This window comes from Ectopseudomonas khazarica (assembly GCF_017915135.1).
GTDB classification, from domain to species: Bacteria; Pseudomonadota; Gammaproteobacteria; order Pseudomonadales; family Pseudomonadaceae; genus Aquipseudomonas; species Aquipseudomonas khazarica.
The window spans coordinates 790643-816135 of record NZ_CP068551.1; the positions used below are offsets into that span (position 1 = coordinate 790643).

Genomic DNA, 25493 nt, shown 5'->3' on the forward strand with positions numbered 1-25493 from the left:
CTGCAGTGCATTGCTCCGTGCAGCGTGTCTCCCCTCTACCGCTTACGGGAGAGGGGCTGGGGGAGAGGGGCTTTTGCCTTAGTTCGACTTCACCGGGGTGTCGGCTTTCTTGTCGTTGCCTTCGATGTACGGGCTCCACGGCTGGGCGCGGATCGGCCCCTCGGTCTCCCAGACCACGGAGAACTGACCGTCATCCTGGATTTCGCCGATCATCACCGGCTTGTGCAGGTGGTGGTTCTTCTCGTCCATCTTCAGGGTGAAACCGCTCGGCGCGGCGAACTCCTGGCCGGCCATGGCCTCGCGAACCTTGTCGACGTCGGTGGTGCCGGCCTTCTCGACGGCCTGGGCCCACATGTGGATACCCACGTAGGTGGCTTCCATCGGGTCGTTGGTCACCACGGTGTCGGCGTTCGGCAGCTTCTGGGCCTTGGCGTAGGCTTTCCAGTCGGCGACGAACTTGTCGTTGACCGGGTTCTCCACGGACTGGAAGTAGTTCCAGGCCGCGAGGTGACCGACCAGCGGCTTGGTGTCGATGCCGCGCAGTTCTTCTTCACCCACGGAGAAGGCCACTACCGGTACGTCGGTGGCTTCCAGGCCCTGGTTGGCCAGTTCCTTGTAGAACGGCACGTTGGAGTCGCCGTTGACGGTGGAGACCACGGCCGTCTTGCCGCCCGCAGCGAACTTCTTGATGTTGGCGACGATGGTCTGGTAATCGCTGTGGCCGAAGGGGGTGTAGACCTCTTCGATGTCCTTGTCGGCGATGCCCTTGCTGTGCAGGAAGGCGCGCAGGATCTTGTTGGTGGTGCGCGGGTAGACGTAGTCGGTACCCAGCAGGAAGAAGCGCTTGGCGCCGCCGCCGTCTTCGCTGAGCAGGTACTCCACCGCCGGAATGGCCTGCTGGTTTGGCGCCGCACCGGTGTAGAACACGTTCGGCGACATTTCCTCGCCTTCGTACTGCACGGGGTAGAACAGCAGGCCGTTGAGTTCTTCATAGACCGGCAGCACGGATTTGCGCGACACCGAGGTCCAGCAGCCGAAGGTCACGGCGACCTTGTCCTGAGTCAGCAGCTGGCGCCCGCGCTCGGCGAACAGCGGCCAGTTCGACGCGGGGTCGACCACCACCGGCTCCAGTTGCTTGCCGAGCACGCCGCCCTTGGCGTTGATCTCGTCGATGGTCATCAGCGCCATGTCTTTCAGCGAGGTTTCGGAAATGGCCATGGTGCCGGACAGCGAGTGCAGGATGCCGACCTTGATGGTCTCGGCGGCCTGGATGGACCAGCTCAGGCCCATGGCGGCGATGGAAGCGGAAAGGGTGAAGGCCTTGATCAGGCTGCGACGTTGCATGGTGCGATCTCCATTCACAAGTGTGAGTAAGTGGACAGCGTTGTTATGGGTCATGCAGTGAAGGTCATGGCTCGGTTATTCCGGCATCCGCTCCACGCGCTGTCTCGCGGCGTAAAGCTTGTGCAAGGTGATCGAATGCACCTCTGCCTGGCTGACCTCTATATGGCTCTTGAGCAATTGCTGTGCCTCTTCTGAGCGATGAGTCAGGATTGCCTCGAGAATCTGCCCATGCTCGGCGTAGGTCAGCTCGATGCGCCGCGCCTGGGTGAAGTCCAGCCGCCTTAGAATGCGGATCTTCTCGCTGACCTCACGGTGTACGCGGGCCATCTCGCGGTTGCCGGCTGCCTCGAGCAGCTGGCAGTGAAACGCTTCGTCGAGGCGTGAAACGGCGCTGCCGTCCTGCAGCTGATTCTCTTTGCGCACCATCCAGGTGCGCGCGAGCGCTTGCAGTGCAGGGGGCTGTTCATCGCTGGGGCGCTGGCAAAGCCGGCGCACGGCGTCCAGTTCGAGCAGGATGCGCAGCTCGTACAGCTCGTCGAACTGCGCGAAGTCCAGGGGGCGCACCTGCCAGCCACTGCGAAAGTGCACATCGAGAAAACCCTCGCGCTGCAGGCGATGCAGGGCCTGGCGCACGGGGGTGCGGCTGGCGCTCATGCGCTCGGCGACCTCGCCTTCGGAGAAGCGGTCGCCGGGCATCAGGCGAAACTCGAAGATGTCGTCCTTGAGCCGAGCGTAGATACGCTCGGCCAGGCTCGGTGGACGTGGCGCGCTGCGCGACATGGACTCAGGCCTGGGTGCTGGCGATGAAGGCGCGCCAGCCGCCGAAGCTGGTGATATCGCGGGCGCCGTCGAGGGCATAGGGCTCGCAGATGAAGCCCTTGACCCAGCGACCGTCGGCCAGCTCCAGGTTGCCGATGCCCAGCGGCGGCGGAATCTCCGCGACGAACTCGCCGAAGCGCGCCTGCGGCACGTCCCACAGCTCGACGATGATCTCCGCGCCATCGGCGGCGACCCGCGCCAGGCCCGGCTTGGGCGGCACGCTGCCGGGCAGGGCGAAGAGGCGGTAATGCGCGGCGCTGCAGCTCTGTTCAACCAGTACGGCATCGCGTGTGGTGAGCTGGAAGTTCAGCGGCATGCCGGTCAGGTGCGCGCCGACCACGGCGACGCGAATGCTGCCGGGGGCCGGCTTGTCGCTGGCGTTTTGTGCAGGCAGCGGCTTGCCGGTGGCGCCCATGGGCAGGTCGAGTGCCTGTTGCCAGCGCTGGCCGAAGGCGGCCAGCGCCTGGTCATGCCAGGCCGGGGCGATCAGGGTGATGCCGGCGGGCAGGCCGTCGGCGCGCAGGCCCGCCGGAACGGCCAGGGCGGACAGGTCGGCGAGGTTGGTGAAGTTGGTGTAGGTGCCGAACTGACTGTTGAACAGCACCGGTTCTGCTTCCATCTCGGCCAGCGTGCGGATGGTCGGCGAGGTCGGTACCACCTGGGCGTCGAAACCGGCCAGGGCGTCGTTGATGACGCGACTCAGTTCGGCGCGGATGTATTCGGCCTTGTAGGCATCGCAGGCGCTGTACTTGTGGCCGTTGTCGACGATGCCGCGCACCACCGGGTTGATGTGTTCGGGGTTCACGCCTTCCACCGCGACGGTGCGCTCGGCGACCCAGGAGCCGTAGTAAAGCTGCTCGGCCAACTGCTGGAAGGGGGCGAAATCGATTTCCACCAGATCGGCGCCCAGCCCTTGCAGCTTGTCCAGTGCAGCCCTGTACACCGCCTGGTTCTGGCTGTCGCCGAAGAACTCAGGGTTGCTCGGCACCGCCAGGCGTGGTTTGGCCGGCATGCCGACCTTGGCCCTGTTCGGGTTGCTGCGGCTGTAGGCATCGGCAGCGTCGTAGCCACCGGCGATATTGGCCACCGCCAGGGCGTCGCTGACGGTCAGGGCGAACACTGAAATGCAGTCGAGCGTGCGGCAGGCCGGCACCAGCCCGGTGTTGGGCAGCCAGCCCTTGGTCGGCTTGAGCCCGACGATGTTGTTGAAGCCTGCCGGCACGCGGCCGGAACCGGCGGTATCGGTGCCCAGGGAGAAGGGCACCAGGCCCCGCGCGACCACGCTGGCCGAGCCGGAACTGGAACCGCCGCTGACATAGGCCGGGTCGAAGCTGTTGGGCACCGCGCCGTGAGGCGAACGGGTGCCGACCAGGCCGGTAGCGAACTGGTCGAGGTTGGTCTTGCCGATGAGGATGGCGCCGGCCGCACGCAGGCGGGCGACCACGGTGGCGTCGGCAGCGGCCGCGTAGGCGAACTCGGGGCAGGCGGCAGTGGTCGGCCAACCGGCGGCATCGATGTTGTCCTTGATGGCGAAGGGCACGCCATACAGGGGCAACCTGCTCAGGTCGCCGGCCGCCGCGTCCAGCGCGGCTGCCAGTTCTTCCAGCTGCGCGCTCAGCTGGGCATCGCTGGCCAGGGCGATCCAGGCGTTGTCGGCGTGGTCGAGTTCGGCGCGCAGCGCGCCGATCAGTGCGGCTGGCGACTGGCCGTCGCGGTAGGCCTGCTGCCATTGGCCGAGGGTGAGGGCGTGAGGAGCGGTGAGCATGTACTGATCCCATCTTGTATCCAAGTTGGGATCAGCAGAGCAACGAAAGTGCCAGGTCTGTTCAGCCCGCTGTTTTCAAGGGGCAGGGCGCGGATTGGCAGGGGCCGGCACGGCCTGGGCGCACCGTGCCGGAGCCGGGCTGCGAGCTTGTGGTGCGCGAATGCCGTTGCAACGGCGTAGCCCGGATGAAATCCGGGCAGGTCCTTCATGGCGCCAGGTAGTTCTTCACCCCGGTGAAGATGATCTGCGCGGCGAGGGCGCAGACGAACAGGCCCATCAGGCGGCTGACGATCTGCAGGCCCTGGTCGCCGAGCAGGCGTTCGAACTGGTTGGACAGGTACAGCACCACGCCCACGGTCAGGCTGGCGAGGAGGATCGCCGCCACCGCCACCAGCTTGTCATCCCAGTGCGGCTGGCTGGCCCCCATCAGCAGCAGGGCGCCGATGGTACCGGGGCCGACGGTGATGGGAATGGTCAGCGGCACGATGGTGACGTCCTGCTGCACGTTGTCACTCTGTACCGCCGACTTGCCCTGGGCCATGCCCAGCGCGGAGATGAACAGCACCGAGCCCGCGCCGATGCGGAAGGCGTCGATGGTGATGCCGAACAGGGTGAAGATGTGCTTGCCGAACAGGTACAGCAGCACGCTGGCGACCAGCGTTGCCAGCGCCACCTTCCAGGCCAGGCGCTTGCGCTCCTTGAGGGTGTAGCCGCGGCTCAGGCCGATGAAGCAGGAAAGGACGAAGAAGGGGCTGTAGAGCACCAGCATCTTCAGGTACAGGCTGAACAACTCGGACATGGGGTGCTCGTTTGAGAGTAGGGCGGGGGCAAGCCGCCATCGATGGTCAGGCGGGGTTCACCCGCCTTACGACACTTCACGCTGGCGACGCAGTTCGCGCTCGGCGATCCAGTGCTCGATCAGGTCGCGCAACTGCGACAGCTCGACCGGCTTGGACATGTGCCCGTCCATGCCCACGGCGCGGGCACGTTCCTTGTGTTCGTTGAGGATGTGCGCGGTCAGCGCCACCACCGGGGTGCGCGGGCGCTGCTCGCTCTGTTCCCAGGCGCGCAGCTGCTCGGTGGCGGAGAAACCGTCGAGTACCGGCATCTCGCAGTCCATCAGCACCAGGTCGTAGGGCTGCGCCTTCATCGCGCTGAGGGCTTCCTCGCCGTTGCTGGCGGTATCCGGCTGCAGGTTGAGCTTGCCGAGCATGCCGCGAATCACCTTGGTGGAGATGCTGTTGTCTTCGGCCACCAGGATGCGGAAGTCGGCCGGCACGTTCAGCGGCGTACTCACCGGCGTCGGCGCGGCCTGGGCGGGGGTGTCGTTGGGGCGCTGGGCCAGTTCGTCGGCCAGGGTGGTCTTGAGCGTGTAGCCGGCCACCGGCTTGGCCAGGATGCGCTTGATCCCGGCGTTGCGGGCGATCACCTTGCTCGGCGCATTGCTGATGCCGGTCAGCATGACGATCAGGATGTCGTGGTTGAGGCTAGGGTCTTCCTTGATCTTGGCGGCCAGCTGCATGCCGGTCATGCCGGGCATGTCCTGGTCGAGCAGCACCGCGTCGAAGTACTCGCGCATGTGCGCCTTGGTGCGCAACAGTGCCAGCGCCTCCTTGCCCGATGGCACGGCACTGACCTGCATGCCCCAGGCGTTGCACTGCTGCATCAGCACCTTGCGGCAGGTGTCGTTGTCGTCCACCACCAGCAGGCGCGCGCCCTGCAGCGGGCTGTCCAGGTCGGCTTCCGGTTGCTCCAGGCGGGCCGCGTCCAGTGGCAGGGTCAGCCACAGCGTGGTGCCCTGGTTGCCGCTGCCCTGGATGCCGAATTCGCCGCCCATCAGGCGCACCAGCTGGCGCGCGATGATCAGGCCCAGGCGGCCGCCGAGACGGGTGGCGGCGAGGAAGTCACGGCTCTGCAGTTCGGCGTTGAGCAGGGCGTCGCGCTCTTCGGGCAGCAGCGGGCGGCCGCTGTCCTGTACGGCGATGCGCAGGCGGTAGTTGCCGTCGCTGTTGTCCAGTGCGACCACCAGCAGGATCTCGCCCTCGTCGGTCTGCTTGAACGCATTGTCCAGCAGGCTCAGCAGGGCCTGACGCAGACGCGTGGGGTCGCCGCTGATCACCCGTGGCACCTGCGGCTGGATGAAGCTGATCAGTTCGACCTTCTGCTGCTCGGCCTTGGCGCGGAAGATGTCCAGGCAGTCCTCGATCAGCGCGCCGAGGTCGAACTGCACGTCGTCCAGCTCGATCTGGCCGGATTCGAGCTTGGAGATGTCGAGGATTTCGTTGATCAGGGTGAGCAGCTCGTTGCCCGAGCTGTGGATGGTCTGCACGTAGTCGCGTTGCTTGGCCGACAGCGGCGTGCCCAGCAGCAGCTCGGTCATGCCCAGCACACCATTCATCGGGGTACGGATTTCGTGGCTGATCTTGGCCAGGAACTCGGCCTTGGCCCGCAGCTCCGCGCTGCTCGCGGCGAGCGCCGTGCTCTGCTGCAGGGTGTCCTGCTGGATCTGCCGTTGGCGCTCGGTCAGCGAGATGCTGAGGATCAGTCCGGCCAGGGTCGCGACACTGAACACGCCGAGCACCAGCCAGCCGGGAGTGAGCTGGTCGAAGCCGAGCAGCACCGGCACGAAGAAACCGAAGCCGAGGTTGAACACCAGCATGCCCACGGCGATCAGGCGCGCCGGTGTGTAACCGGAGCGCCAGTGCAGGCTGCTGACCAGCAGCAGGTTGAGCGAACTCACCACCACCAGCAGGTAGACCAGCGAGCTGAACCAGTACAAGCCGGTGAGGGCGATGCACAGTGCATAGGCCAGCACCAGCACGGCGTTGCCCATCAGCAGGCGATTCAGGCGGCTGTTCTGCACTGGTGTATTGCGTCCGAAACCCATGCCGAAGGCCAGCACGCTGAAGGCGGCGAACAGCGCCGAGAGGTCGGCGATCAGCGACTGGTTGTAGCCCAGGCTGGGCAGCCACTGGGCGAAGATGCCGAGGTTGGCCGAGGAGCAGATGGCCAGGCCGATGTTGACGCCAGCCAGCCACAGCGCACTGCCACTGCGGGTGTAGATGAAGCGGATGAGGTTGTACAGGGTCAGCAGCAACAGCGCGCCGAAGAGCATGCCGTAGAGGTAGACGGGCTTCTCCAGGCTGACCAGTTCGGCCTGGTCCATCACCTTGAACCAGGTCATCAGCGGGTGGTTGGAGGTCAGGCGTACGTAGGCGACGCGGGCCTGGCCATCGTTGGGCAGGGGCATCAGGTAGAAACGCGATGGCAGCGGTCGCGATTCCTGCGGCATGGCCTCGCCGGTGTGATGGCTCTGCTCGAGCTGGTCGTCCCTGAGCAGGTAGTAATCGAGGTACTGAACCCGTGGCGAGAATATCCACAGCCAGGCCGGTTGCTGCTGCGGCGCCAGCTCGGCTCGTAGCCAGACGGCATGCTTGCTGGTGGGGAAGGTGAAGGACTGCTTGGTCAGTGGCTTGAACTGCTGGCGTTGCGCGCGAACCTCATCGAGCCCCAGCCGTGCACTGGCGTCGACTAGGTAGGACCAGGTCGTGGTACCCGTCGGGCTTACGCTGGCGCTTGCGGTCACGGCGAGGCCGAGCAGCAGCAAGCTGGCGATGAGTCCAATGGCAATCCTGAGCCGGCGCACGGGCAAGTCCTTCTATATAAGTGGCCGGATTATAGCCAAGCATCCGTTTGGGGGAATACGCTACAGAGCGGCTTTTTGTGACCCGTCAGGCCTACTGGCAACGCGGCTCGCCACGGGCGTTCCGGGCCCGTGGCGGCTGCTTGGCGAGCCAGCAGGCGTGACCGGCGAGTCGAACCCGCCGGCTCGCTGGCCCGTCCGCACCTGTGCCTCAGTCCTCGCCGCGTTCGCGGGCGATGGCGCGGTAGCCGATGTCGTTGCGGTGGAACATGCCGTTCCAGCGAATCTTCTCGGCAAGGCGGTAGGCCTGCTGCTGGGCGTCGGCGACGCTGGCGCCGATGGCCGTGGCGCACAGCACGCGGCCGCCTGCGGTGACGATCTGGCCGTCCTTCAGCGCGGTGCCGGCATGGAACACCTTGCCGTCGAGCTGAGCAGCGTCATCCAGGCCGCTGATCACATCGCCCTTGGCGTAGTCGCCCGGGTAGCCGCCGGCTGCCAGCACCACGCCCACGGTCGGACGCGGGTCCCAGGTCGCTTCGACCTTGTCCAGCGCCTTGGCCAGCGCGGCCTCGACCAGCAGCACCAGGGAGCTTTCCAGGCGGCACATGATCGGCTGGGTTTCCGGGTCGCCGAAGCGGCAGTTGAACTCGATGACCTTCGGCGCGCCGCTCTTGTCGATCATCAGGCCGGCATAGAGGAAGCCGGTGTAGACGTTGCCTTCGCTGGCCATGCCTCGCACGGTGGGGTAGATCACTTCGTCCATGACGCGCTTGTGCACGTCGGCGGTGACCACGGGAGCCGGGGAGTAGGCACCCATGCCGCCGGTGTTGGGGCCGGTATCGGCGTCGCCGACCCGCTTGTGGTCCTGGCTGGTGGCCATCGGCAGCACGTTCTCGCCGTCGACCATGACGATGAAGGAGGCTTCCTCGCCGTCGAGGAACTCTTCGATCACCACGCGCGAACCGGCGTCACCGAAGGCATTGCCGGCGAGCATGTCGCGCACGGCTGCCTCGGCTTCTTCGAGGGTCATGGCGACGATCACGCCTTTGCCGGCGGCCAGACCATCGGCCTTGATCACGATGGGCGCACCCTTCTCGCGCAGGTAGGCCAGCGCCGGCTCGATCTCGGTGAAATTCTGGTAGTCGGCGGTGGGGATCCGCTGGCGCGCCAGGAAGTCCTTGGTGAAGGCCTTGGAGCCTTCCAGCTGAGCAGCCGCGGCGGTAGGGCCGAAGATGTCCAGGCCGCGCTTGCGGAACAGATCGACCACGCCTTTGACCAGCGGCGCTTCCGGGCCGACGATGGTCAGCTGCACGTTGTTCTCGGCGAAGTCAGCCAGTTGCTCGATGGCCAGCACGTCGATGGCGACGTTCTCGCACTTGGCCTCGACGGCGGTGCCGGCGTTGCCCGGGGCAACGAAAACCTTCTCGACGCGCTTGTCCTGCGCCACTTTCCAGGCCAGGGCGTGCTCGCGGCCGCCGCTGCCGATGATCAGTACGTTCATAAATCTCTCCTGCGGAGAGAGCGACAAGCTACAAGCTACAAGCTACAAGTGGAGCGGATACGATTCTGCTTCTTCTTGCGGCTTGCAGTTTGCGGCTTGCGGCTCGCTGTTAGTGACGGAAATGGCGCATCGAAGTGAACACCATGGCAATGCCGGCTTCGTCGGCCGCCGCGATCACTTCGTTGTCGCGCATCGAGCCACCTGGCTGGATCACGGCAGTGATGCCGGCCTTGGCGGCATTGTCGATGCCGTCGCGGAACGGGAAGAAGGCGTCCGAGGCCATGACCGCGCCCGGTACCGGCAGGCCGGCGTGCTCGGCCTTGATCGCGGCGATGCGGGCGGAGTTGACGCGGCTCATCTGGCCGGCGCCGACACCCACGGTCTGACGGTTCTTGGCGTAGACGATGGCGTTGGATTTGACGAACTTGGCCACTTTCCAGGCGAAGATCAGGTCATGGATTTCCTGCTCGCTCGGTGCGCGCTGGGTCACGATCTTCAGGTCTTCCGCCTTGATCATGCCGATGTCGCGGCTCTGCACCAGCAGGCCACCGTTGACCCGCTTGAAGTCCCAGCCGGCGGCACGTTCGGCCGGCCATTCGCCGCACTCGAGCAGGCGCACGTTGGCCTTGGCCGCGACCACTTCACGGGCTGCGGCGGAGATTTTCGGGGCGATGATCACTTCGACGAACTGGCGCTCGACGATGGCCTTGGCGGTTTCGCCATCCAGCTCGCGGTTGAAGGCGATGATGCCGCCGAAGGCCGACTCGGTGTCGGTGGCGTAGGCCAGGTCGTAAGCCTTGCGGATGCCGCCTTCGTCTTCCGGAACCACGGCGACGCCGCACGGGTTGGCGTGCTTGACGATGACGCAGGCTGGCTTGACGAAGCTCTTCACGCATTCCAGCGCGGCGTCGGTGTCGGCCACGTTGTTGAAGGACAGCTCCTTGCCCTGCAGCTGGATGGCGGTGGAGACGCTGGCTTCACCCTTCTTCGCTTCCACGTAGAACGCCGCGCTCTGGTGCGGGTTCTCGCCGTAGCGCATTTCCTGCGCCTTGACGAACTGGCTGTTGAAGGTGCGCGGGAAGGCGCCACGGCCTTCGGTGGACAGGGTGTCACGCGCCTGGTCGATGGTGCCCAGGTAGTTGGCGATCATGCCGTCATAGGCGGCAGTGTGCTCGAAGGCCTTGAGGGCCAGGTCGAAACGCTGGGCATAGCTCAGGCCACCGGCTTTCAGCGCGGCGACGATGCCGGCGTAGTCGCCGGTGTTGACCACGATGGCTACGTCCTTGTGGTTCTTCGCGGCCGAACGGACCATGGTCGGGCCGCCGATATCGATGTTCTCGATGGCGTCGGCCAGGTCGCAGTCAGGCTTGGCCACGGTGGCCTCGAAGGGGTAGAGGTTGACCGCCACCAGGTCGATCGGCTTGATGCCGTGCTCGTCCATCACCGCCGCGTCGAGGGCGCGACGGCCGAGGATGCCGCCGTGGATCTTCGGGTGCAGGGTCTTCACGCGGCCGTCCATCATCTCCGGGAAGCCGGTGTAGTCCGCCACTTCCACTGCGGCTACGCCGTTGTCCTTGAGCAGCTTGTAGGTGCCGCCAGTGGAGAGGATCTCGACACCGAGGGCGCTCAGTTCACGGGCAAACTCGAGGACGCCGGTCTTGTCGGAAACGCTGATCAGCGCGCGGCGGACGGGCAGAAGGGTGGTCTGGTCGGTCATGTCACTATCCATCAGAGCGGGGGATATCAGCAAAAAAGGCGGCTCATGCGGGCCGCCCTTTTCAGGAGTTCAGGGTTACAGCAGATCGTACTGCTTGAGCTTCTTGCGCAGCGTGCCGCGGTTGAGGCCGAGCAGTTCGGAGGCCTTGGTCTGGTTACCTTTCACATAATTCATGACGGTTTCCAGCAGCGGCGCTTCCACTTCGGTGAGCACCAGGTTGTACACGTCGGTGACGTCCGCGCCCTCCAGGTGGGCGAAATAGTTATGCAGCGCCTTCTCCACGGCGCCGCGCAGGGTCTGGCCCTCTTCGCTCGGCGTGCTCAGGTGCTGTTTCAGGCTGGTGTTGTCACTCACGGGTGCAATTCCACTCACTAAGGTCTCTGTCATCAACGTCATGCGGCCACCTCGTTTCCATCATCGTGCCGCTCGCGGAAGAACTCGCGAACGTGGGCGCACTGTGCGTCCGTACTGTCCAGACGGTTGAACTGGGCGCGAAACTCCCTGGCGCCCGGCAGGGTTGCCAGATACCAGCCGACATGCTTGCGGGCGATGCGTACGCCCATCAATTCGCCGTAGAAGGCGTGCAGTGCGGCCAGGTGTTCTAGCAGAATGCGTTCCACTTCGAGCAGACCGGGCGCCGGCAGGGTGCTGCCGGTACGCAGGTAATGCTCGATTTCACGAAAGATCCACGGCCGGCCCTGTGCGGCGCGACCGATCAGCAGCGCGTCGGCGCCGGTGGCGTCGAGCACGGCCTTGGCTTTCTGTGGGGAGTCGATGTCGCCGTTGGCGAACACCGGGATGCTGACCGCCTGCTTGATGGCGGCGATGGTCTCGTACTCGGCGTCGCCGGTGTACAGGTCGGCGCGGGTGCGACCGTGTACGGCCAGTGCGCTGATGCCGGCGTCCTCGGCGATCTTCGCCACGGTCACGCCGTTCTTGTTCTGTCGGTCCCAGCCGGTGCGGATCTTCAGGGTGACCGGCACGCTCACCGCGCCGACCACGGCATCGAGGATCTCGCGCACCAGCGGCTCGTCGCGCAGCAGGGCGGAGCCGGCGGCCTTGTTGCAGACCTTCTTGGCCGGGCAGCCCATATTGATATCGATGATCTGTGCGCCCAGCTCGACGTTCTTGCGCGCCGCTTCGGCGAGCATCTGCGGGTCGCCTCCGGCGATCTGCACCGAGCGTGGCTCGGGATCACCGGCGTGCAGCAGACGCAGACTGGACTTGCGGCTATTCCACAGGCGCACATCGCTGGTGACCATCTCCGACACCACCAGGCCGGCGCCGAGGTTGCGGCACAGCTGGCGGAACGGGCGATCGGTGACACCGGCCATGGGGGCCAGGATCAACCGATTGGGCAATGTGTAGGGGCCAATACGTGGGGCCGACATGGGGCGTCCCTGCTTGTTGGTTCGCAGTTGAGACAAAGGGCGATCAACACCTGCCCTCCACTGTGTCCTCAGGGGAAACGATGGTGGGTCGGTGCTCGCGAAAGGGTGGGCATGATACCCGCTCTGGGTGACCGGATAAAGGCTGTTTTGAACAAATTCTGAACAGCTATGGGCTTATCGCCAGTAGTTAGATGGACGGCCTGCGACCACAGGCCGCGTGGCCTCCAGGCTATTCCGGGGAGTGGAAGCTGAGGCTGTAGTTCACCGCGCGGGTGCCCGGGTCGAGGATGTCCAGCGAGATGTGAATGGGCGTCTGCGGCGGCATTTCGCTCTGCCCGGCGAGCTCGCCGGCGAGGTATTCGCTGGGTTTGAAGCGACGACTGGCGACCAGTTGGCCGCCGAGGTCGGCGAAGCGCATTTCCAGCAGCGGGAAGGGCTGGGCGAAGGGCGCGCGGTTGTAGAGGATGGCGTCGACGATCAGTGCGCCGGAGAACTCCGGGTGGCTGCGCACCACCAGGTTGCTGCTGCGGATCTGGCTGATGTCGACCTTCGACGGCAGCTCGCAGCCGATGTTCGGGCAGAGCTGTTCGAACCAGAGGCGATAGCGATCCTGACGCGCCAGTTCGTCGAAGTTGTAGGCGGCGTACTGCGCCAGCAGCCCAGCTGCGGCCAGCAGGTTGAGCAGGCCCCAGCCGAACAGGCGACCCCAGGCCGTCTCCTTCTGCTGCTGCCAGTCGAGTTGCAGCGGTTCGTCGTCGAGGTCGAACAGGCGTTCCTCGCGCAGTGCAGGCTCGCTGCGTGCGCTGTCGTCGGGTTCGGGCTCGTCGCGAGGCCGGTCGTCCTCAGCGTCCGCCGCGTCCAGTGCGCCGATGCGAGGCTCTTGCGGCTGTTCGCGTTCGACGCCACTCGCGGCTGGCGAGGCCGCTGCGAGCGGCTCGTCGCTCTGGCGCGGCGCAGGCTCGGGGGCGTTCGTCGGCTCCAGCTCGAAGCTGTCGCGCTTTACCTGTTCGTCACGCAGCAGTGCTTCGGCCCAGGCCTCGTCATGCACATCGTCGTCGTCCTGTGCCGTGGCGCTGCCAAAGCTCTCGCTGTAGCGTGGCGCGCGCTCCAGGGCTAGGAACTGCTGCGACAGCTGCTGCTCCTGCTCTTCCAGCTTGGCCAGCTCCTCGTCCAGGTCGAGATTGTCCAGGTCGAGATCGTCATGAATCCACAGGGTCTCGTCGACGGCCTTCGCCGCAGGCGCCTTGGGGCTGCCTGGTGGCTGCGGCTTGCTGGCGGGGGCACTGACCGGCTTGACGCTGCTCGCCGCTGCCGCACCGCGCGGGCCGAACAGTTGCTCGGCGGCGTTGAACACGTGCAGGCAGGCACCGCAGCGGACTGCGCCATGGGCCGCAGCCAGCTGCGCCTGGCTGACGCGGAAGCTGGTGCGGCAATTGGGGCACTGGGTGACGTGGCTTTCGCTCATGCGCGGGTCCGGGAAAACGAGGCGGCTAGTCTAACGCAACGGCTATGTGCGGTTCAGCGCTTGACGCCGCTGATGCGCACCCAGCCATCCTTGACGGCCGTCGGGTCGAGGTCGAACGCCTCTGCGTAGGCGGCACGGACTTCCTCGGCCTGCTCGGCGAGAATGCCCGACAGCGCCAGGCGTCCACCGCCCCTGACCAGGCTGGTGATCTGCGCGGCCAGGGCTACCAGCGGGCCGGCGAGAATGTTGGCGACCACCACGTCGGCTTGTTGCTGGGGCATGTCCGCAGGCAGGTAGACCGGGAAACGCGCCGGGTCGATGCCATTGCGCGAAGCGTTGTCGCGCGAGGCTTCCAGCGCCTGCGGGTCGATATCGGTGCCGACCGCCTGCGGTGCGCCGAGCAGCAGGGCGGCGATGGCGAGAATGCCCGAGCCGCAACCGAAATCGATCACGCTGCAGCCTTCGAGCTGCTGGCCGTCGAGCCATTCCAGGCACAGGGCGGTGGTGGGGTGGGTGCCGGTGCCGAAGGCCAGGCCCGGATCGAGCAGCAGGTTCACGGCTTGCGGCTCCGGCGCGGCGTGCCAGCTGGGGACGATCCACAGGCGCCGGCCGAAACGCATGGGCTGGAAGTTGTCCATCCAGCTGCGCTCCCAGTCCTGGTCCTCGATGCGCTCGACCTGGTGCTCGGGCAGTGCGCCGCCGCACAGCAGCTGCAGGTGAGCGAGCAGCGCGGTTTCATCGGTGTCGGCTTCGAACAGCGCCAGCAGGTGGGTATGCGACCACAGCGGCGTGGTGCCCAGGTCCGGTTCGAAGATCGGCTGGTCTTCGGCATCCATGAAGGTCACCGACACGGCGCCCACTTCCAGCAGGGCATCTTCGTAGGTTTCCGCCTGCTCGGGGGTGATGGCGAGACGGACTTGTAACCAGGGCATGGAAAACCTCATGAACGGGGCGCGTTTGGCCGCGCAGCTTACTTGAACGGACGGCCGGCTTGCCAGCGTGCCCGCCGAAACGACAAGGGCCGCCCGTGGGCAGCCCTTGTTGCAACGCGTATCAGGCTCAGTGCCTGTCCATACCCAGTTTCTTTTCCAGGTAGTGGATGTTCACGCCGCCTTTGACGAAACCCTTGTCGCGGGTCAGGTCGCGGTGCAGCGGCACGTTGGTCTTGATGCCGTCGACGACGATCTCGTCCAGGGCATTGCGCATGCGCGCCATGGCCTCGTCGCGATCCTTGCCGAAGGTGATCAGCTTGCCGATCAGCGAGTCGTAGTGCGGCGGTACGCTGTAGCCACTGTACAGGTGCGAGTCGACACGAACGCCGTTGCCGCCCGGGGCATGGAAGTGCTTGACCTTGCCGGGGCTGGGCATGAAGTTGTCCGGGTCTTCGGCGTTGATCCGGCACTCGACCGAGTGACCGAGGATCTTCACGTCTTCCTGCTTGATCGACAGCTTGTTGCCGGCGGCGATGCTGAGCATCTCCTTGACGATGTCGATGCCGGTGACCATCTCGGTGACCGGGTGCTCCACCTGAACACGGGTGTTCATCTCGATGAAGTAGAAACGGCCATCTTCGTAGAGGAACTCGAAGGTGCCGGCGCCACGGTAGCCGATCTCGACGCAGGCATCGACGCAGCGCTTGAGCACTTCGGCGCGGGCCTTCTCGTCGATCAGCGGGGCCGGGGCCTCTTCGATCACCTTCTGGTGGCGACGCTGCAGCGAGCAGTCACGGTCGTACAGGTGAATGGCGTTGCCCTGGCCGTCGGACAGCACCTGGACTTCGACGTGGCGCGGGTTGCCGAGGAATTTTTCCAGATAGACCATCGGGTTGCCGAACGCGGCACCGGCTTCGGTGCGGGTCAGCTTGGCCGACTTGATCAGGTCTTCTTCCTTGTGCACCACGCGCATGCCGCGACCACCACCGCCGCCGGCGGCCTTGATGATCACCGGATAGCCCACTTCACGGGCGATGCGCAGGGCTTCTTCCTCGTCTTCCGGCAGCGGGCCGTCGGAGCCGGGTACCACCGGTACGCCGGACTTGATCATGGCGTCCTTGGCCGACACCTTGTCGCCCATCAGGCGGATCACGTCGGCTTTCGGGCCGATGAAGGCGAAGCCGGAGTTCTCCACCTGTTCGGCGAAGTCGGCGTTCTCGGCAAGGAAGCCGTAACCCGGGTGGATGGCAGTGGCGCCGGTGACTTCAGCCGCGCTGATGATCGCCGGGATGTGCAGGTAGGACTGTGCGCCGGGCGCCGGACCAATGCAGACGGACTCGTCGGCCAGGCCCAGGTGCATCAGTTCGCGGTCGGCGGTGGAGTGCACGGCCACCGTCTTGATCCCCAGTTCCTTGCAGGCGCGCAGGATGCGCAGGGCGATTTCGCCACGGTTGGCGATAAGGACTTTTTCCAGCTTCTGCATTGCAGGCTCCCCGTGCATCAAACGATGGTGAACAGGGGCTGGTCGTACTCAACCGGCTGGCCGTTTTCCACCAGGATGGACTCGATCACGCCGCTGGCTTCGGCCTCGATGTGGTTCATCATCTTCATCGCTTCGACGATGCACAGGATGTCGCCTTTCTTCACGCTCTGCCCCACTTCGACGAAGTTGCCCGAGGTCGGCGACGCGGCGCGGTAGAAGGTGCCGACCATCGGCGAACGGGCGACGGTGCCGTTCAGCTTCGGAGCGGCAGCCGGGGCGGCTTCAGCGCTGGCGGCCGGGGCCGGGGCGGCAACCGGAGCAGCGGCCGGGGCCGGTGCATAGATGGGCTGCGCGGCGTAAGCCGGCTGCTTGTTGCTGTGACGGCTGATGCGTACGGACTCTTCGCCCTCTTTGATCTCCAGCTCGTCGATACCGGACTCTTCCAGCAGCTCGATCAGTTTCTTGACTTTACGGATATCCATGAAGGTTCAACTCCCAGAGGTGAGGTAGGACTTGTCTACCGAGCGTCGCGTCAGGCGCGCTCGGCCAGTTGTTCGAGTGCCGCTTCCAGGGCCAGCCGATAACCGCTGGCGCCAAGGCCGCAGATCACCCCTACTGCAACGTCGGAAAAATAGGAGTGATGGCGGAATGGTTCACGCTTGTGCACGTTGGACAGGTGCACTTCGATGAATGGGATGCTCACTGCCAGCAACGCGTCACGTAATGCGACACTCGTATGGGTAAAAGCGGCAGGATTGATCAGGATAAAGTCGACGCCTTCACCCTTTGCGGCGTGAATGCGGTCGATCAGTTCGTACTCGGCATTGCTTTGCAGGTACATCAGGTGGTGGCCGGCTTCGCGGGCGCGCAGCTCCAGGTCCTGATTGATCTCGGCCAGCGTGGTGGCGCCGTATTTGTCTGGCTCACGGGTACCCAGCAGATTCAGGTTGGGGCCGTGAAGTACCAGTAGAGTGGCCATGGACGCGTTCCTTGTTGTTCGGGCTGCGCGGGACTATGCCGCAGCCGTGCGATGTCAGCAATAGTCGACACGATGCCTGCCGTTTGCGGCAAGAATATGACTATAGCAGCTGGTCTGGTCGCTATCGGATCGTTGCGCTGCCCCTGTGAGGTCGCAATGTCCGCGGTGTGGCTGGTCAGCGGCTGCTGCGTGCCGCGGCTCGATCCAGGCGCACGCCGAAGGTCGCGGCGTCGACTTCACCTACGACACGCAGATCGAGCAGTTCGTCACCCCGGGCGGAGAACAGCTGGATGGCGGGCGGCCCGAACAGCTGGTAGCGATCCAGCAGGGCGCGCTGCGCGGCGCTGCTTTCGGTGATGTCGAAGCGTATCAGTCTCCAGCCGGCCAGCTTGCTACCCACCTCGGCGTTGCCGAACACCTCGCGTTCGATCACCTTGCAGCTGATGCACCAGTCGGCGTACCAGTCCAGCAGCAGCGGTTGCCCGGCTGCCTTGGCCTCGGCCAGCGCGGCGTCCAGCTCGGCAGGGCTGCTCAGGGTCTGCCAGGCACCGCTCTTGGTGCTGCCCTGGCTGGCAGTGGCCGACAGCTGACCGAGCGGCTTGAGCGGGTCGCTCGTGCCCTGCAGGGCACCGACCCAGGCGGCCAGGGCGTAGACCAGCAGGGCCAGGCCGACGATCTGGCCGAGTTTCTGCCGGTGCGTCTTCGGGCCGAATTCCAGCGCGCCGAGGAACACCGCCACGCCGCCGGCCAGCAGGCCCCACAGCGCCAGGCTGAGGCTGCCCGGCAGCACGCGTTCGAGCAGCCAGACGGACACGGCCAGGAGCATCACGCCGAAGGCGTTGCGCACGGTGACCAGCCACGGGCCGGACTTCGGCAGCAGGGCGCCGCCGCCCGCGCCGAACAGCACCAGCGGCGTGCCCATGCCCAGGCCCAGGGCGAACAGTTGCAGGCCGCCACCGACGGCGTCGCCGGTGCTGCTGATATAGAGCAGCAGGGCGGTCAGGGGCGCGGTGATGCAGGGCGACACGATCAGGCTCGACAGCACGCCCAGGGTCGCGGCACCGGCGATGGTGCCGCCCCGGGTCTGGCTGGCGCGCTGGTCGAGGCGGTCGCGTATGAAGGCCGGCAGGCGCAGTTCGAAGACGCCGAACATCGCCATGGCGAACAGGCCGAAGAAGGCGGCGAAGGGCACCAGTACCCAGGGCGACTGCAGCATGGCCTGCAGGTTGAGACCGGCGCCGAACAGCCCCATCAGCGCACCGAGCACGGCATAGCAGGCCGCCATCGGCAGCACGTAGGCGAGCGACAGGACCAGCCCGCGGGCATTGCTCGGGCGACCGCGCAGCACCACGCCGGAGAGAATCGGCAGCATGGGCAGCACGCAGGGGGTGAAGGTCAGGCCCAGCCCGGCGAGGAAGAACAGCGCCAGATCTTTCCAGGTCCACTCGCTCTGCTGCAGGTCGGCGACGCTGGCGGGCATCTCGCCGATCTCGATGTACTCGGTCTCGGGCGGGTAGCACAGGCCCTTGTCGGCACAGCCCTGGTAGCCCACCTGCAGGCGCAGCGGGCGGTTGTCCGGGTTGTCCAGCGGCAGGCGCACGTCGAGCACGCCGTAGTACACCTCGACATCGCCGAAGAATTCGTCGTGCTTGGCCTTGCCGGCAGGCAGTTGCGCCTCGCCGAGGTCGAAGCCGGCCGGCTCCACGCTGAAATTCAGGCGGTGGCGGTACAGGTAGTAGCCCTCGGCCGCGACGAAACGCAGGGTCACGCTCTGCGCATCGCTGCTCACCAGGCTCAGCTTGAAGGCTTCCCGTACCGGCAGGAAATCGCTGCTGTTGTTCAGCGGGGCGCCAAGCGGCGACGCGGCCGGGCGCTGATCGAACAGGTTGGCGCTGGCCGGCAGGCTCAGGCACAGCAGGAGCAGGGGAAGGAGCAGACGACGCAGTGACATCGGGCGACTATCTCGGCGGAAGGTGGCGGCATGATACCGGAAAGCGCCCATGCACATTTCGCCAGCTGAACGGACTGCCGATCTGCTCGGATGAGCGTCGCTTGGATCGGCGGCCGCGCGCCGAGTTCCAGGCCTGCGCCGGTATGCCGCAGGTCAGACGCGAAACGCCTGCACGGCCTCGTGCAACTGGCCGCCCAGCTGCATCAGCTGCTCTCCCTGGTCACGCCCCTGGCCGATGCGCTGCAGGTTGTCGTCGCCCAGCTGGTGGATGCGCTCACCGTGCTCGCGGATCTCGCTGACCGAGTCGCTCTGCTGGGCGGTGGCCTCGGCGATGCGTTCGGCCATGCTGGCGATGGTGCGGATCGCGCTGACGATCTCGTCGAGCGCGCCGTCGGCGGCCTCGGCCTTGCCCGCGGTCTGTTCGGCGTGCTCGACCTGGGCGCGCATGGCCTGCACCGACTGGTGCGCGGCCTGCTGCAGGCGCCCGATCACGTCCTGGATCTCGGCGGTGGCACTGCCGGTGCGTTGCGACAGCGAGCGGACTTCGTCGGCGACCACGGCGAAACCTCGCCCGGCCTCGCCGGCCCGCGCCGCCTCGATGGCGGCGTTGAGGGCGAGCAGGTTGGTCTGTTCGGCGATGCCGCGAATCACCGTCAGCACGCTGCCGATGGTGGCGGTTTCATCGGCCAGGCGCTCGATGGCCTGGGCGTTGCCCTGAACTTCCGTCACCAGAGCGTGCAGGCCCTCCAGGCTCTGGCCGATGACCTGCTGGCCCTGGACCAGGGCGCGGTCGGCGTCGCGGCTGGCGTCCGCCGTCTGGCTGGCGTCCTGCGCCACCTGGCCGATGGTCGCCTCCAGCTCGCCCAGGGCGTCACGAATCAGGGCCGTGTCGCCGGCCTGGCGCTCGGCGCCGCTGTGCAGGCCGCCACTGAGCTCGGCCAGGGTGCGGCTGGAGCCGGCAACCTGTTCGGCATGGCCGCGAATGCTGGCGACCAGCTCCACCAGGTAGCGGCGCAGGTGGTTGAGCGAATCCTCGATATCGCTCAGCTCGCGGGTGCGCGAGTTGATGGTGATGGCCTCGGCGAAGTCGCCATGGGCCCACTTCGACAGCGCCGGGACCAGGTGCCCGAGGACCCGTGACAGGCGGCGCTGGATACGGTCGATGACCAGGGCGATGAGCAGGATCAGGCCGATCATCAGGCCCTGGATCAGGCGCACCTCGCCCTGGATGCGCGCATATTCGGCCCTGACCAGCGGTTCCAGCCCGGCCAGCGCCTGCTGCACCTGGGTCACGCGCTCGCTGGTGGTCTGGGCCAGTTGCTGGCGTTGCTCGACCAGCTCGCGTGTGCGTTGCAGTTCATTGGGGTAGCGGCGCACCAGCGTGCTCAGCTCGCGCTTGAGGTCGATGCCCCGGTCCTGCGCCTGCTGTTCCTGCTGGCCTTCGTCGAGGCCGAGCAGGGCGGCGAAGCCGATGCTGGCGGAGCTGTCGGCTTCCTGCACGCCGAGCAGTGGCAGGGCGTCCAGCGCCGAGACCTGCTGGCCGAGCGCCTTGAGCTCGCGCTCGACATCGCCCAGCAGCTCGCTGCGCCCCTGGCTGATGAAGCGCTCGCGTGCATGCACCAGTTTCAGCAGGCGTGAACCCGCCTCCCGCAGGGGCTTGCGGTAGGCACTCGCGGCTGGCGTGTCGGCGCTGTCGGCGTACTGGGTCAGTTGTTCCATCGCCGCGAGCATTTCCCGTTCGGCCTGCAGCAGCAGGCCCTGTGGGTCGCCCGCCAGCTTGCCGGCGGCCAGCAGCTGGTTGCCGCTGAATTCGCGGAGCTGTTCGAGGCTGGGGCGCAGTTCGTCGGCCAGTTGCGGCGGAAGCTGGTCGAGCGCCTGCTTGAACGCGTCGATGGCCTGGGTCGCGCTGCTGTGCTGCACGGCGTTGCCGCTGGCCAGGTAGGCCTGGATGTTATCGGCGACTTCGTGCTGGAACTGCTGCGACAGCGTCAGGTAGCGCTCCATCAGCTGGACCGGTTGCTGCAGGGCGCGTTGCGACCACCAGAGGGTGGCTGCCAGGGCTACGCAGACGGTGACCAGCAGCAGGGTGTTGAGGTTGGTGAGCAGCTTGAGGCGCATGGCAGGCTCGAACGAAGACTGAACGATGCCAGCGAGGTTATTGCGGTTTGGTTACAGCCTGATGACGATGTGCGCTGCGTCACGTTTTCCGCCTGTCCAGCCGTCGCCCTCGGTGGGTCGCACGGGCGAGCGTTTCAGTCGTCGCTGTACAGCTCGACCCGGTTGCGGCCGCCATGCTTGGCCTTGTACAGCGCCTCGTCGGCCCGCTTGGACAGGGCGTTGCCGTCCAGGCCCGGTTGCAGCATGGCGATGCCGCAGCTGAAGGTGCAGGAGAGGTCCTGTGGCTGCGCCGGGTAGTGGATCTCGGCGAAGCGCTGGCGGATTTCCTCGAGCACCTTGAGCGCCGACTGCTCGTCGGTGTCCGGCAGCACCACGGCGAATTCCTCGCCGCCGTAACGACCGATGTGATCGGTCTTGCGCAGACGCTGCTTGAGGAACAGCGCCAGGCTCTTGATCACCCGGTCGCCCATGGGGTGGCCGTAGGTGTCGTTGACCTTCTTGAAATGGTCGATGTCGAGCATGGCGAAGGCCAGCGGCTGCTCTTCGCGGCGGGCGCGGTAGCAGGCGTCGTCGAGCAGCTGCAGGGTGTGGGTGTGGTTGTACAGGCCGGTGAGGCTGTCACGCACCATGCGCGCCTTGAGGTTGCGCGCGCGCGCCGCCCGGTTGCGCACGGTGGCGATCAGGTGGCGTGGCTTGATCGGCTTGGTGAGGAAGTCGTCGCCGCCTTCGCTCATCGCGTCGAGCTGCTTGTCCAGGTCGTCCTCGGCCGACAGGTAGATGATCGGCACGCTGACGTAGCGGTCGTTGTGGCGGATCACCTTGGCCAGTTCGGTGCCATTGCACTCGGGCATGTACATGTCGAGGATGATCAGGTCCGGCTGGAACTCGGCCAGCGCGTCCATCGCCTTGATCGGCTCGGTGAGGGTGTGGGTCAGGATGCCGGCGCTGTTGAGCACGCGTTCGGTATGCGTGGCCTGGGCCTTGGAGTCATCGACGATCAGCACCTTGTACGGATCGTACTGGGAGACATGGGTCAGCACCTCGATGCGTTCGAGCAGGCTCGAGGCATCCAGCGAACCGGTGAAGAACTCCTGCCCGCCGGCACGCACCGCCGCCAGGCGGGTCGGGGTATCGGTGTCGCAATGGCTGAAGAACAGCAGGGGAATCTTCTGTTCCAGGCCGTGCTGGATGGAGTCGGCGAGTTCCAGGCCGATGCCGGCGAAGTCGACGTCCATGACGATGGCCGCCGGGTGGCGTTCGGCGATGGCCGCGCGGAAGGCGCGCTCGTCACCGAGTGGCTGCGCCGCGAGACCGAAGAACTCCAGTTGCTGGGCCAGGCGCTCGGCGCGCTGGGCATCCTGCAGGGCGAGGTAGACCGGCTTGCGCAGGGGCGGCAGGAAGGTCTGCTCGAAGGCATCGCTGTGGCGCAGGCCCGTCCGCGACAGGCGCTGCATGGCCTGGTTGAGGCGGGCGATCAGGCTGCTGTTGAGGCGCCCGCGATTCTCCACCACCTCATCGAGGCTGGTGCTGATGGTCTTCGCCAGCTGGGCATGCTCGATCTGCTCGAAACGCTCGGCGTAGCGCAGCAGGCGCAGGTTGGCCTCGGTCAGCTCGGCCATGCCGGCATCGCTCCACTCGCTGCGCTGCAGACGCTGCCAGACTTCCAGCACCTGACGCGCCTGATGGATCACGCGCTGGGCGAAGTGGTTCTTGAGGCGGTCGCGACTGGGATCCGGGTGCTCGGTCATGGGGCCGACTTCTATCGAGTGTTAAGTCAGTGGTGGCTTGATGCTATCACTTGTCGGCGGTGCTGGCATTGCCGCCGATCAATTGGCGGCGGTATTTCTGTCGAATAGGCGACAAAAATGTGCATTGGGCTATTTTGACGTCACATGTGCCGGTTCGTCAGGCGAGGCGAGTCACAAAAACGGCTTTTCCTCGTACCAGCGGTAAGTTTGCCCGCGCGCCCTGCGTTTTGCTGCGAGCTTGCCTTATAGTGCGGGACAGGTCGCAACCCGTTGGTCGGCTTGTGGTCGAACATTCGAATTCGCTTAAAAAGGACATTGCCATGCTGGACTGGAAGAATCGCGCGGCGAGCTCGCCCGACGGTACCGACAAGACCGCGAAACTGGGGCGTGAGCGCAGCAGCTCCAGCCTGATCGGACGCGCGCTCGGCGGGCTGCTCGGTGTGTACCTGCTGGTGACCCTGGTCGTGGGCTGGTACTGGAGCCAGGAACCTGGCGCCTTTCAGGTGCAACAACATGCCCAGGCGGCCGCGCAGCAGGCGCAGCGGCAGATGGTCACCGGCTACACCACGGTGGAAACGCTCAAGCAGGTCGCCAGTACCCTGCTGGACAAGCCGGGCGGCTATCTGTCCAACGACCTGGCACCGCCGGGCCTGTGGCTGGACAACATGCCGAACTGGGAATACGGCGCACTGGTGCAGGTGCGCGACTTCGCCCGGGCGCTGCGCAAGGACTTCTCGCGCTCGCAGTCGCAGTCCACGGAAGACCCGGACCTGGCCAAGGCCGAGCCCCGTTTCCACTTCGACCACAAGAGCTGGGCGCTGCCTGCCTCCGAATCCGAGTACCGCGAAGGGATCAAGTCGCTGGACCGCTACCTCGCCCGTCTGGCCGATCCGGGGCAGAAGAATGCGCAGTTCTATGCGCGTGCCGACAACCTCAACAACTGGCTGGGCGACGCCGGCACCCGTCTCGGTTCGCTGTCGCAGCGTCTGTCGGCCAGCGTCGGCCAGGTACGTCTGAGCGACAACCAGCAGGTCGGCAACGATGCTGCGGAGTCGGGCCTGGTCGGTGAGGGCGGCGTGTACGAGACCCCCTGGCTGCAGATCGACAACGTGTTCTACGAGGCCCGTGGCCAGGCCTGGGCGCTGGCTCACCTGCTGCGTGCCGTCGAAGTCGATTTCGCCGATGTGCTGGCCAAGAAGAACGCCACCGTCAGCGTGCGCCAGATCATCCGCGAGCTGGAGGCGGCGCAGGCGACGCTGTGGAGCCCGATGATCCTCAACGGCAGTGGCTACGGCATCCTCGCCAACCACTCGCTGGTGATGGCCAACTACATCTCGCGTGCCAACGCCGGCATCATCGATCTGCGTCAGCTGTTGAGCCAGGGTTGATGAGCAGGATCTCGGCGGCGGAGGCGGCGCATCGTGCCGCCTCCGACAGCGAGCGGGTCGCCTGGGTCGACGAGAACGACCGGCCGCTGGGTGGCGTCTCGCGGGCGCAGCTGCGTGAGCGTCACCTGATCGGCCGTGGCACCTATATCCTGCTGTTCAACTCTGCTGGCCTGCTGTGCGTGCACCGGCGTACCCTGAGCAAGGCGCTGTACCCAGGCTACTGGGATGTCGCGGCAGGCGGCATGGTGCTCGAAGGCGAGGATTACCGCCTCTCCGCCGAGCGCGAGCTGGCCGAGGAGCTGGGGATCGTCGACGCCGAGCTGGTCGAGCATGCGCACTTTCTCTACGACGCGCCGGAGAGCCGCCTGTGGTGCATGGCCTATTCGGCGGTGTCCGATGCGCCGCTGGTGCTGCAGCCGGAGGAGGTGCTCGAAGCGCGTTTCATCAGTGTCGAACAGGCCCTGGAGGAAACCCGCCATATGCCGTACTGCCCGGACTCGCTGGCGGCGCTGGAACGCTACATGAACAGACCGCCTGCGGCTGTCTGATGCCTTTGTTACTGGGCGGTCGCAGCAAGCCCGGCAACGCCTCGTAGGGCATGCCAGTTGGGCGCTTGCACGCCTGTGGTGTCGCGGATTCCGAGCGCTTCGTGCACGATGGCGAACAGCGTCGCCATCGTGCCGGACAATGACGCAAATACGTACTTAGCAAGCTCGGTCTTTGCCGTTACACTGCGCGACCTTTTCGGCGGACCTCTGTCCGCCAGCGCTGCCCCTGCCTGAGTGGGGCTTCGCGGTCGACCTGCGTCGGCCAGTCGCTATCCTGACCCCTACGAGGACAAGCCGGTGGTCAAGAAAGCCTCTTCATTCTCCGCTCTGAGCGGTCTCGTCTATTCCACCGATGGTGGTCGCCATTGCCCGGATTGCAACCAGCCGGTGGATGCCTGTGTCTGCAAGCAGACGCGCATTCCCGAAGGCGATGGCATCGCCCGCGTACGCCGTGAAACCAAGGGGCGTGGCGGCAAGACCGTCACCACGGTGAGCGGTGTGCCGCTGGCCGAGGAGCCGCTCAAGGAGCTGGCCAGCGCCTTGAAGAAGCGCTGCGGCACCGGTGGTGCGCTCAAGGACGGCGTGATCGAGATCCAGGGCGATCACGTCGACCTGCTGTTGGCCGAACTGGGCAAGCGCGGTTTCACCGCGAAGAAGTCCGGCGGCTGACGCGCCATTATTTTCTAAACTTCGATGAAGCT

General features: G+C 65.9%; 20 protein-coding genes. 3 read left to right on the forward strand and 17 right to left on the reverse strand.

Features of this window, described 5'->3' with window-relative positions; translation table 11 throughout:
* Positions 1–78 precede the first annotated feature (78 nt).
* The 17 genes from urtA to JLK41_RS03680 all read right to left on the reverse strand — a co-directional run bounded on the left by urtA (position 79) and on the right by JLK41_RS03680 (position 22856).
* On the reverse strand, positions 79–1344 hold the full coding sequence (gene urtA / locus JLK41_RS03600) for an urea ABC transporter substrate-binding protein (RefSeq protein WP_152487810.1): 1266 nt from the start codon (positions 1342–1344) through the stop codon (positions 79–81).
* Positions 1345–1419: 75 nt separating this feature from the next.
* The gene (locus JLK41_RS03605) at positions 1420–2124 is read right to left on the reverse strand and encodes a GntR family transcriptional regulator (protein ID WP_037052563.1); all 705 of its coding nucleotides are present in this window, start codon (positions 2122–2124) and stop codon (positions 1420–1422) included.
* Between the two features lie 4 nt (positions 2125–2128).
* A complete protein-coding gene (gene atzF, locus JLK41_RS03610) occupies positions 2129–3928 on the reverse strand; it encodes an allophanate hydrolase (protein ID WP_210390372.1) in 1800 nt (599 codons plus the stop codon).
* A 205-nt stretch (positions 3929–4133) separates the two neighbouring features.
* Positions 4134–4727, reverse strand: coding sequence for a MarC family protein (locus JLK41_RS03615; RefSeq protein WP_037052568.1), 594 nt, complete (start codon positions 4725–4727; stop codon positions 4134–4136).
* Between the two features lie 66 nt (positions 4728–4793).
* The gene (locus tag JLK41_RS03620) at positions 4794–7574 is read right to left on the reverse strand and encodes a hybrid sensor histidine kinase/response regulator (RefSeq protein ID WP_210390374.1); all 2781 of its coding nucleotides are present in this window, start codon (positions 7572–7574) and stop codon (positions 4794–4796) included.
* 208 nt (positions 7575–7782) lie between these two features.
* Entirely contained in the window at positions 7783–9072 is a 1290-nt protein-coding gene (purD, locus tag JLK41_RS03625; protein ID WP_210390376.1) for a phosphoribosylamine--glycine ligase, read from the reverse strand.
* Between the two features lie 109 nt (positions 9073–9181).
* Positions 9182–10789 carry a bifunctional phosphoribosylaminoimidazolecarboxamide formyltransferase/IMP cyclohydrolase gene (gene purH / locus JLK41_RS03630; protein WP_037052574.1) on the reverse strand — a complete coding sequence of 536 codons (1608 nt, stop codon included), beginning with the start codon at positions 10787–10789 and terminating at the stop codon, positions 9182–9184.
* Positions 10790–10864: 75 nt separating this feature from the next.
* A complete protein-coding gene (gene fis, locus JLK41_RS03635; RefSeq protein ID WP_037052576.1) occupies positions 10865–11185 on the reverse strand; it encodes a DNA-binding transcriptional regulator Fis in 321 nt (106 codons plus the stop codon).
* Positions 11182–12180, reverse strand: a complete 999-nt coding sequence (gene dusB / locus JLK41_RS03640) for a tRNA dihydrouridine synthase DusB (protein ID WP_037052578.1) — start codon at positions 12178–12180, stop codon at positions 11182–11184. The genes fis and dusB overlap by 4 nt, the downstream gene beginning before the upstream one ends.
* A gap of 229 nt (positions 12181–12409) precedes the next feature.
* On the reverse strand, positions 12410–13645 hold the full coding sequence (locus JLK41_RS03645) for a DUF3426 domain-containing protein (protein ID WP_210390378.1): 1236 nt from the start codon (positions 13643–13645) through the stop codon (positions 12410–12412).
* 53 nt (positions 13646–13698) lie between these two features.
* Positions 13699–14577, reverse strand: a complete 879-nt coding sequence (prmA, locus tag JLK41_RS03650) for a 50S ribosomal protein L11 methyltransferase (protein ID WP_134678066.1) — start codon at positions 14575–14577, stop codon at positions 13699–13701.
* A 127-nt stretch (positions 14578–14704) separates the two neighbouring features.
* Positions 14705–16060, reverse strand: a complete 1356-nt coding sequence (gene accC, locus JLK41_RS03655) for an acetyl-CoA carboxylase biotin carboxylase subunit (protein ID WP_037052595.1) — start codon at positions 16058–16060, stop codon at positions 14705–14707.
* 17 nt (positions 16061–16077) lie between these two features.
* The gene (gene accB, locus JLK41_RS03660) at positions 16078–16542 is read right to left on the reverse strand and encodes an acetyl-CoA carboxylase biotin carboxyl carrier protein (protein WP_037052597.1); all 465 of its coding nucleotides are present in this window, start codon (positions 16540–16542) and stop codon (positions 16078–16080) included.
* 50 nt (positions 16543–16592) lie between these two features.
* Positions 16593–17039 (reverse strand): type II 3-dehydroquinate dehydratase, encoded by a 447-nt coding sequence (aroQ, locus tag JLK41_RS03665; RefSeq protein ID WP_037052599.1) that lies wholly within the window; start codon positions 17037–17039, stop codon positions 16593–16595.
* Positions 17040–17214: 175 nt separating this feature from the next.
* Positions 17215–18990, reverse strand: a complete 1776-nt coding sequence (locus JLK41_RS03670; RefSeq protein WP_210390379.1) for a protein-disulfide reductase DsbD — start codon at positions 18988–18990, stop codon at positions 17215–17217.
* A 153-nt stretch (positions 18991–19143) separates the two neighbouring features.
* A complete protein-coding gene (locus JLK41_RS03675; protein WP_210390382.1) occupies positions 19144–21108 on the reverse strand; it encodes a methyl-accepting chemotaxis protein in 1965 nt (654 codons plus the stop codon).
* A 134-nt stretch (positions 21109–21242) separates the two neighbouring features.
* Positions 21243–22856 (reverse strand): response regulator, encoded by a 1614-nt coding sequence (locus tag JLK41_RS03680; RefSeq protein ID WP_210390383.1) that lies wholly within the window; start codon positions 22854–22856, stop codon positions 21243–21245.
* A 320-nt stretch (positions 22857–23176) separates the two neighbouring features.
* On the opposite strand from JLK41_RS03680, the gene JLK41_RS03685 reads away from it, so the two are divergent.
* From JLK41_RS03685 to JLK41_RS03695, 3 genes are all read left to right on the forward strand, one after another.
* Positions 23177–24244, forward strand: a complete 1068-nt coding sequence (locus JLK41_RS03685) for a DUF2333 family protein (protein WP_047590804.1) — start codon at positions 23177–23179, stop codon at positions 24242–24244.
* Positions 24244–24792 (forward strand): NUDIX hydrolase, encoded by a 549-nt coding sequence (locus JLK41_RS03690; protein ID WP_047590801.1) that lies wholly within the window; start codon positions 24244–24246, stop codon positions 24790–24792. The genes JLK41_RS03685 and JLK41_RS03690 overlap by 1 nt, the downstream gene beginning before the upstream one ends.
* A gap of 297 nt (positions 24793–25089) precedes the next feature.
* On the forward strand, positions 25090–25461 hold the full coding sequence (locus tag JLK41_RS03695) for a translation initiation factor Sui1 (protein WP_037052608.1): 372 nt from the start codon (positions 25090–25092) through the stop codon (positions 25459–25461).
* Positions 25462–25493 lie beyond the last annotated feature (32 nt).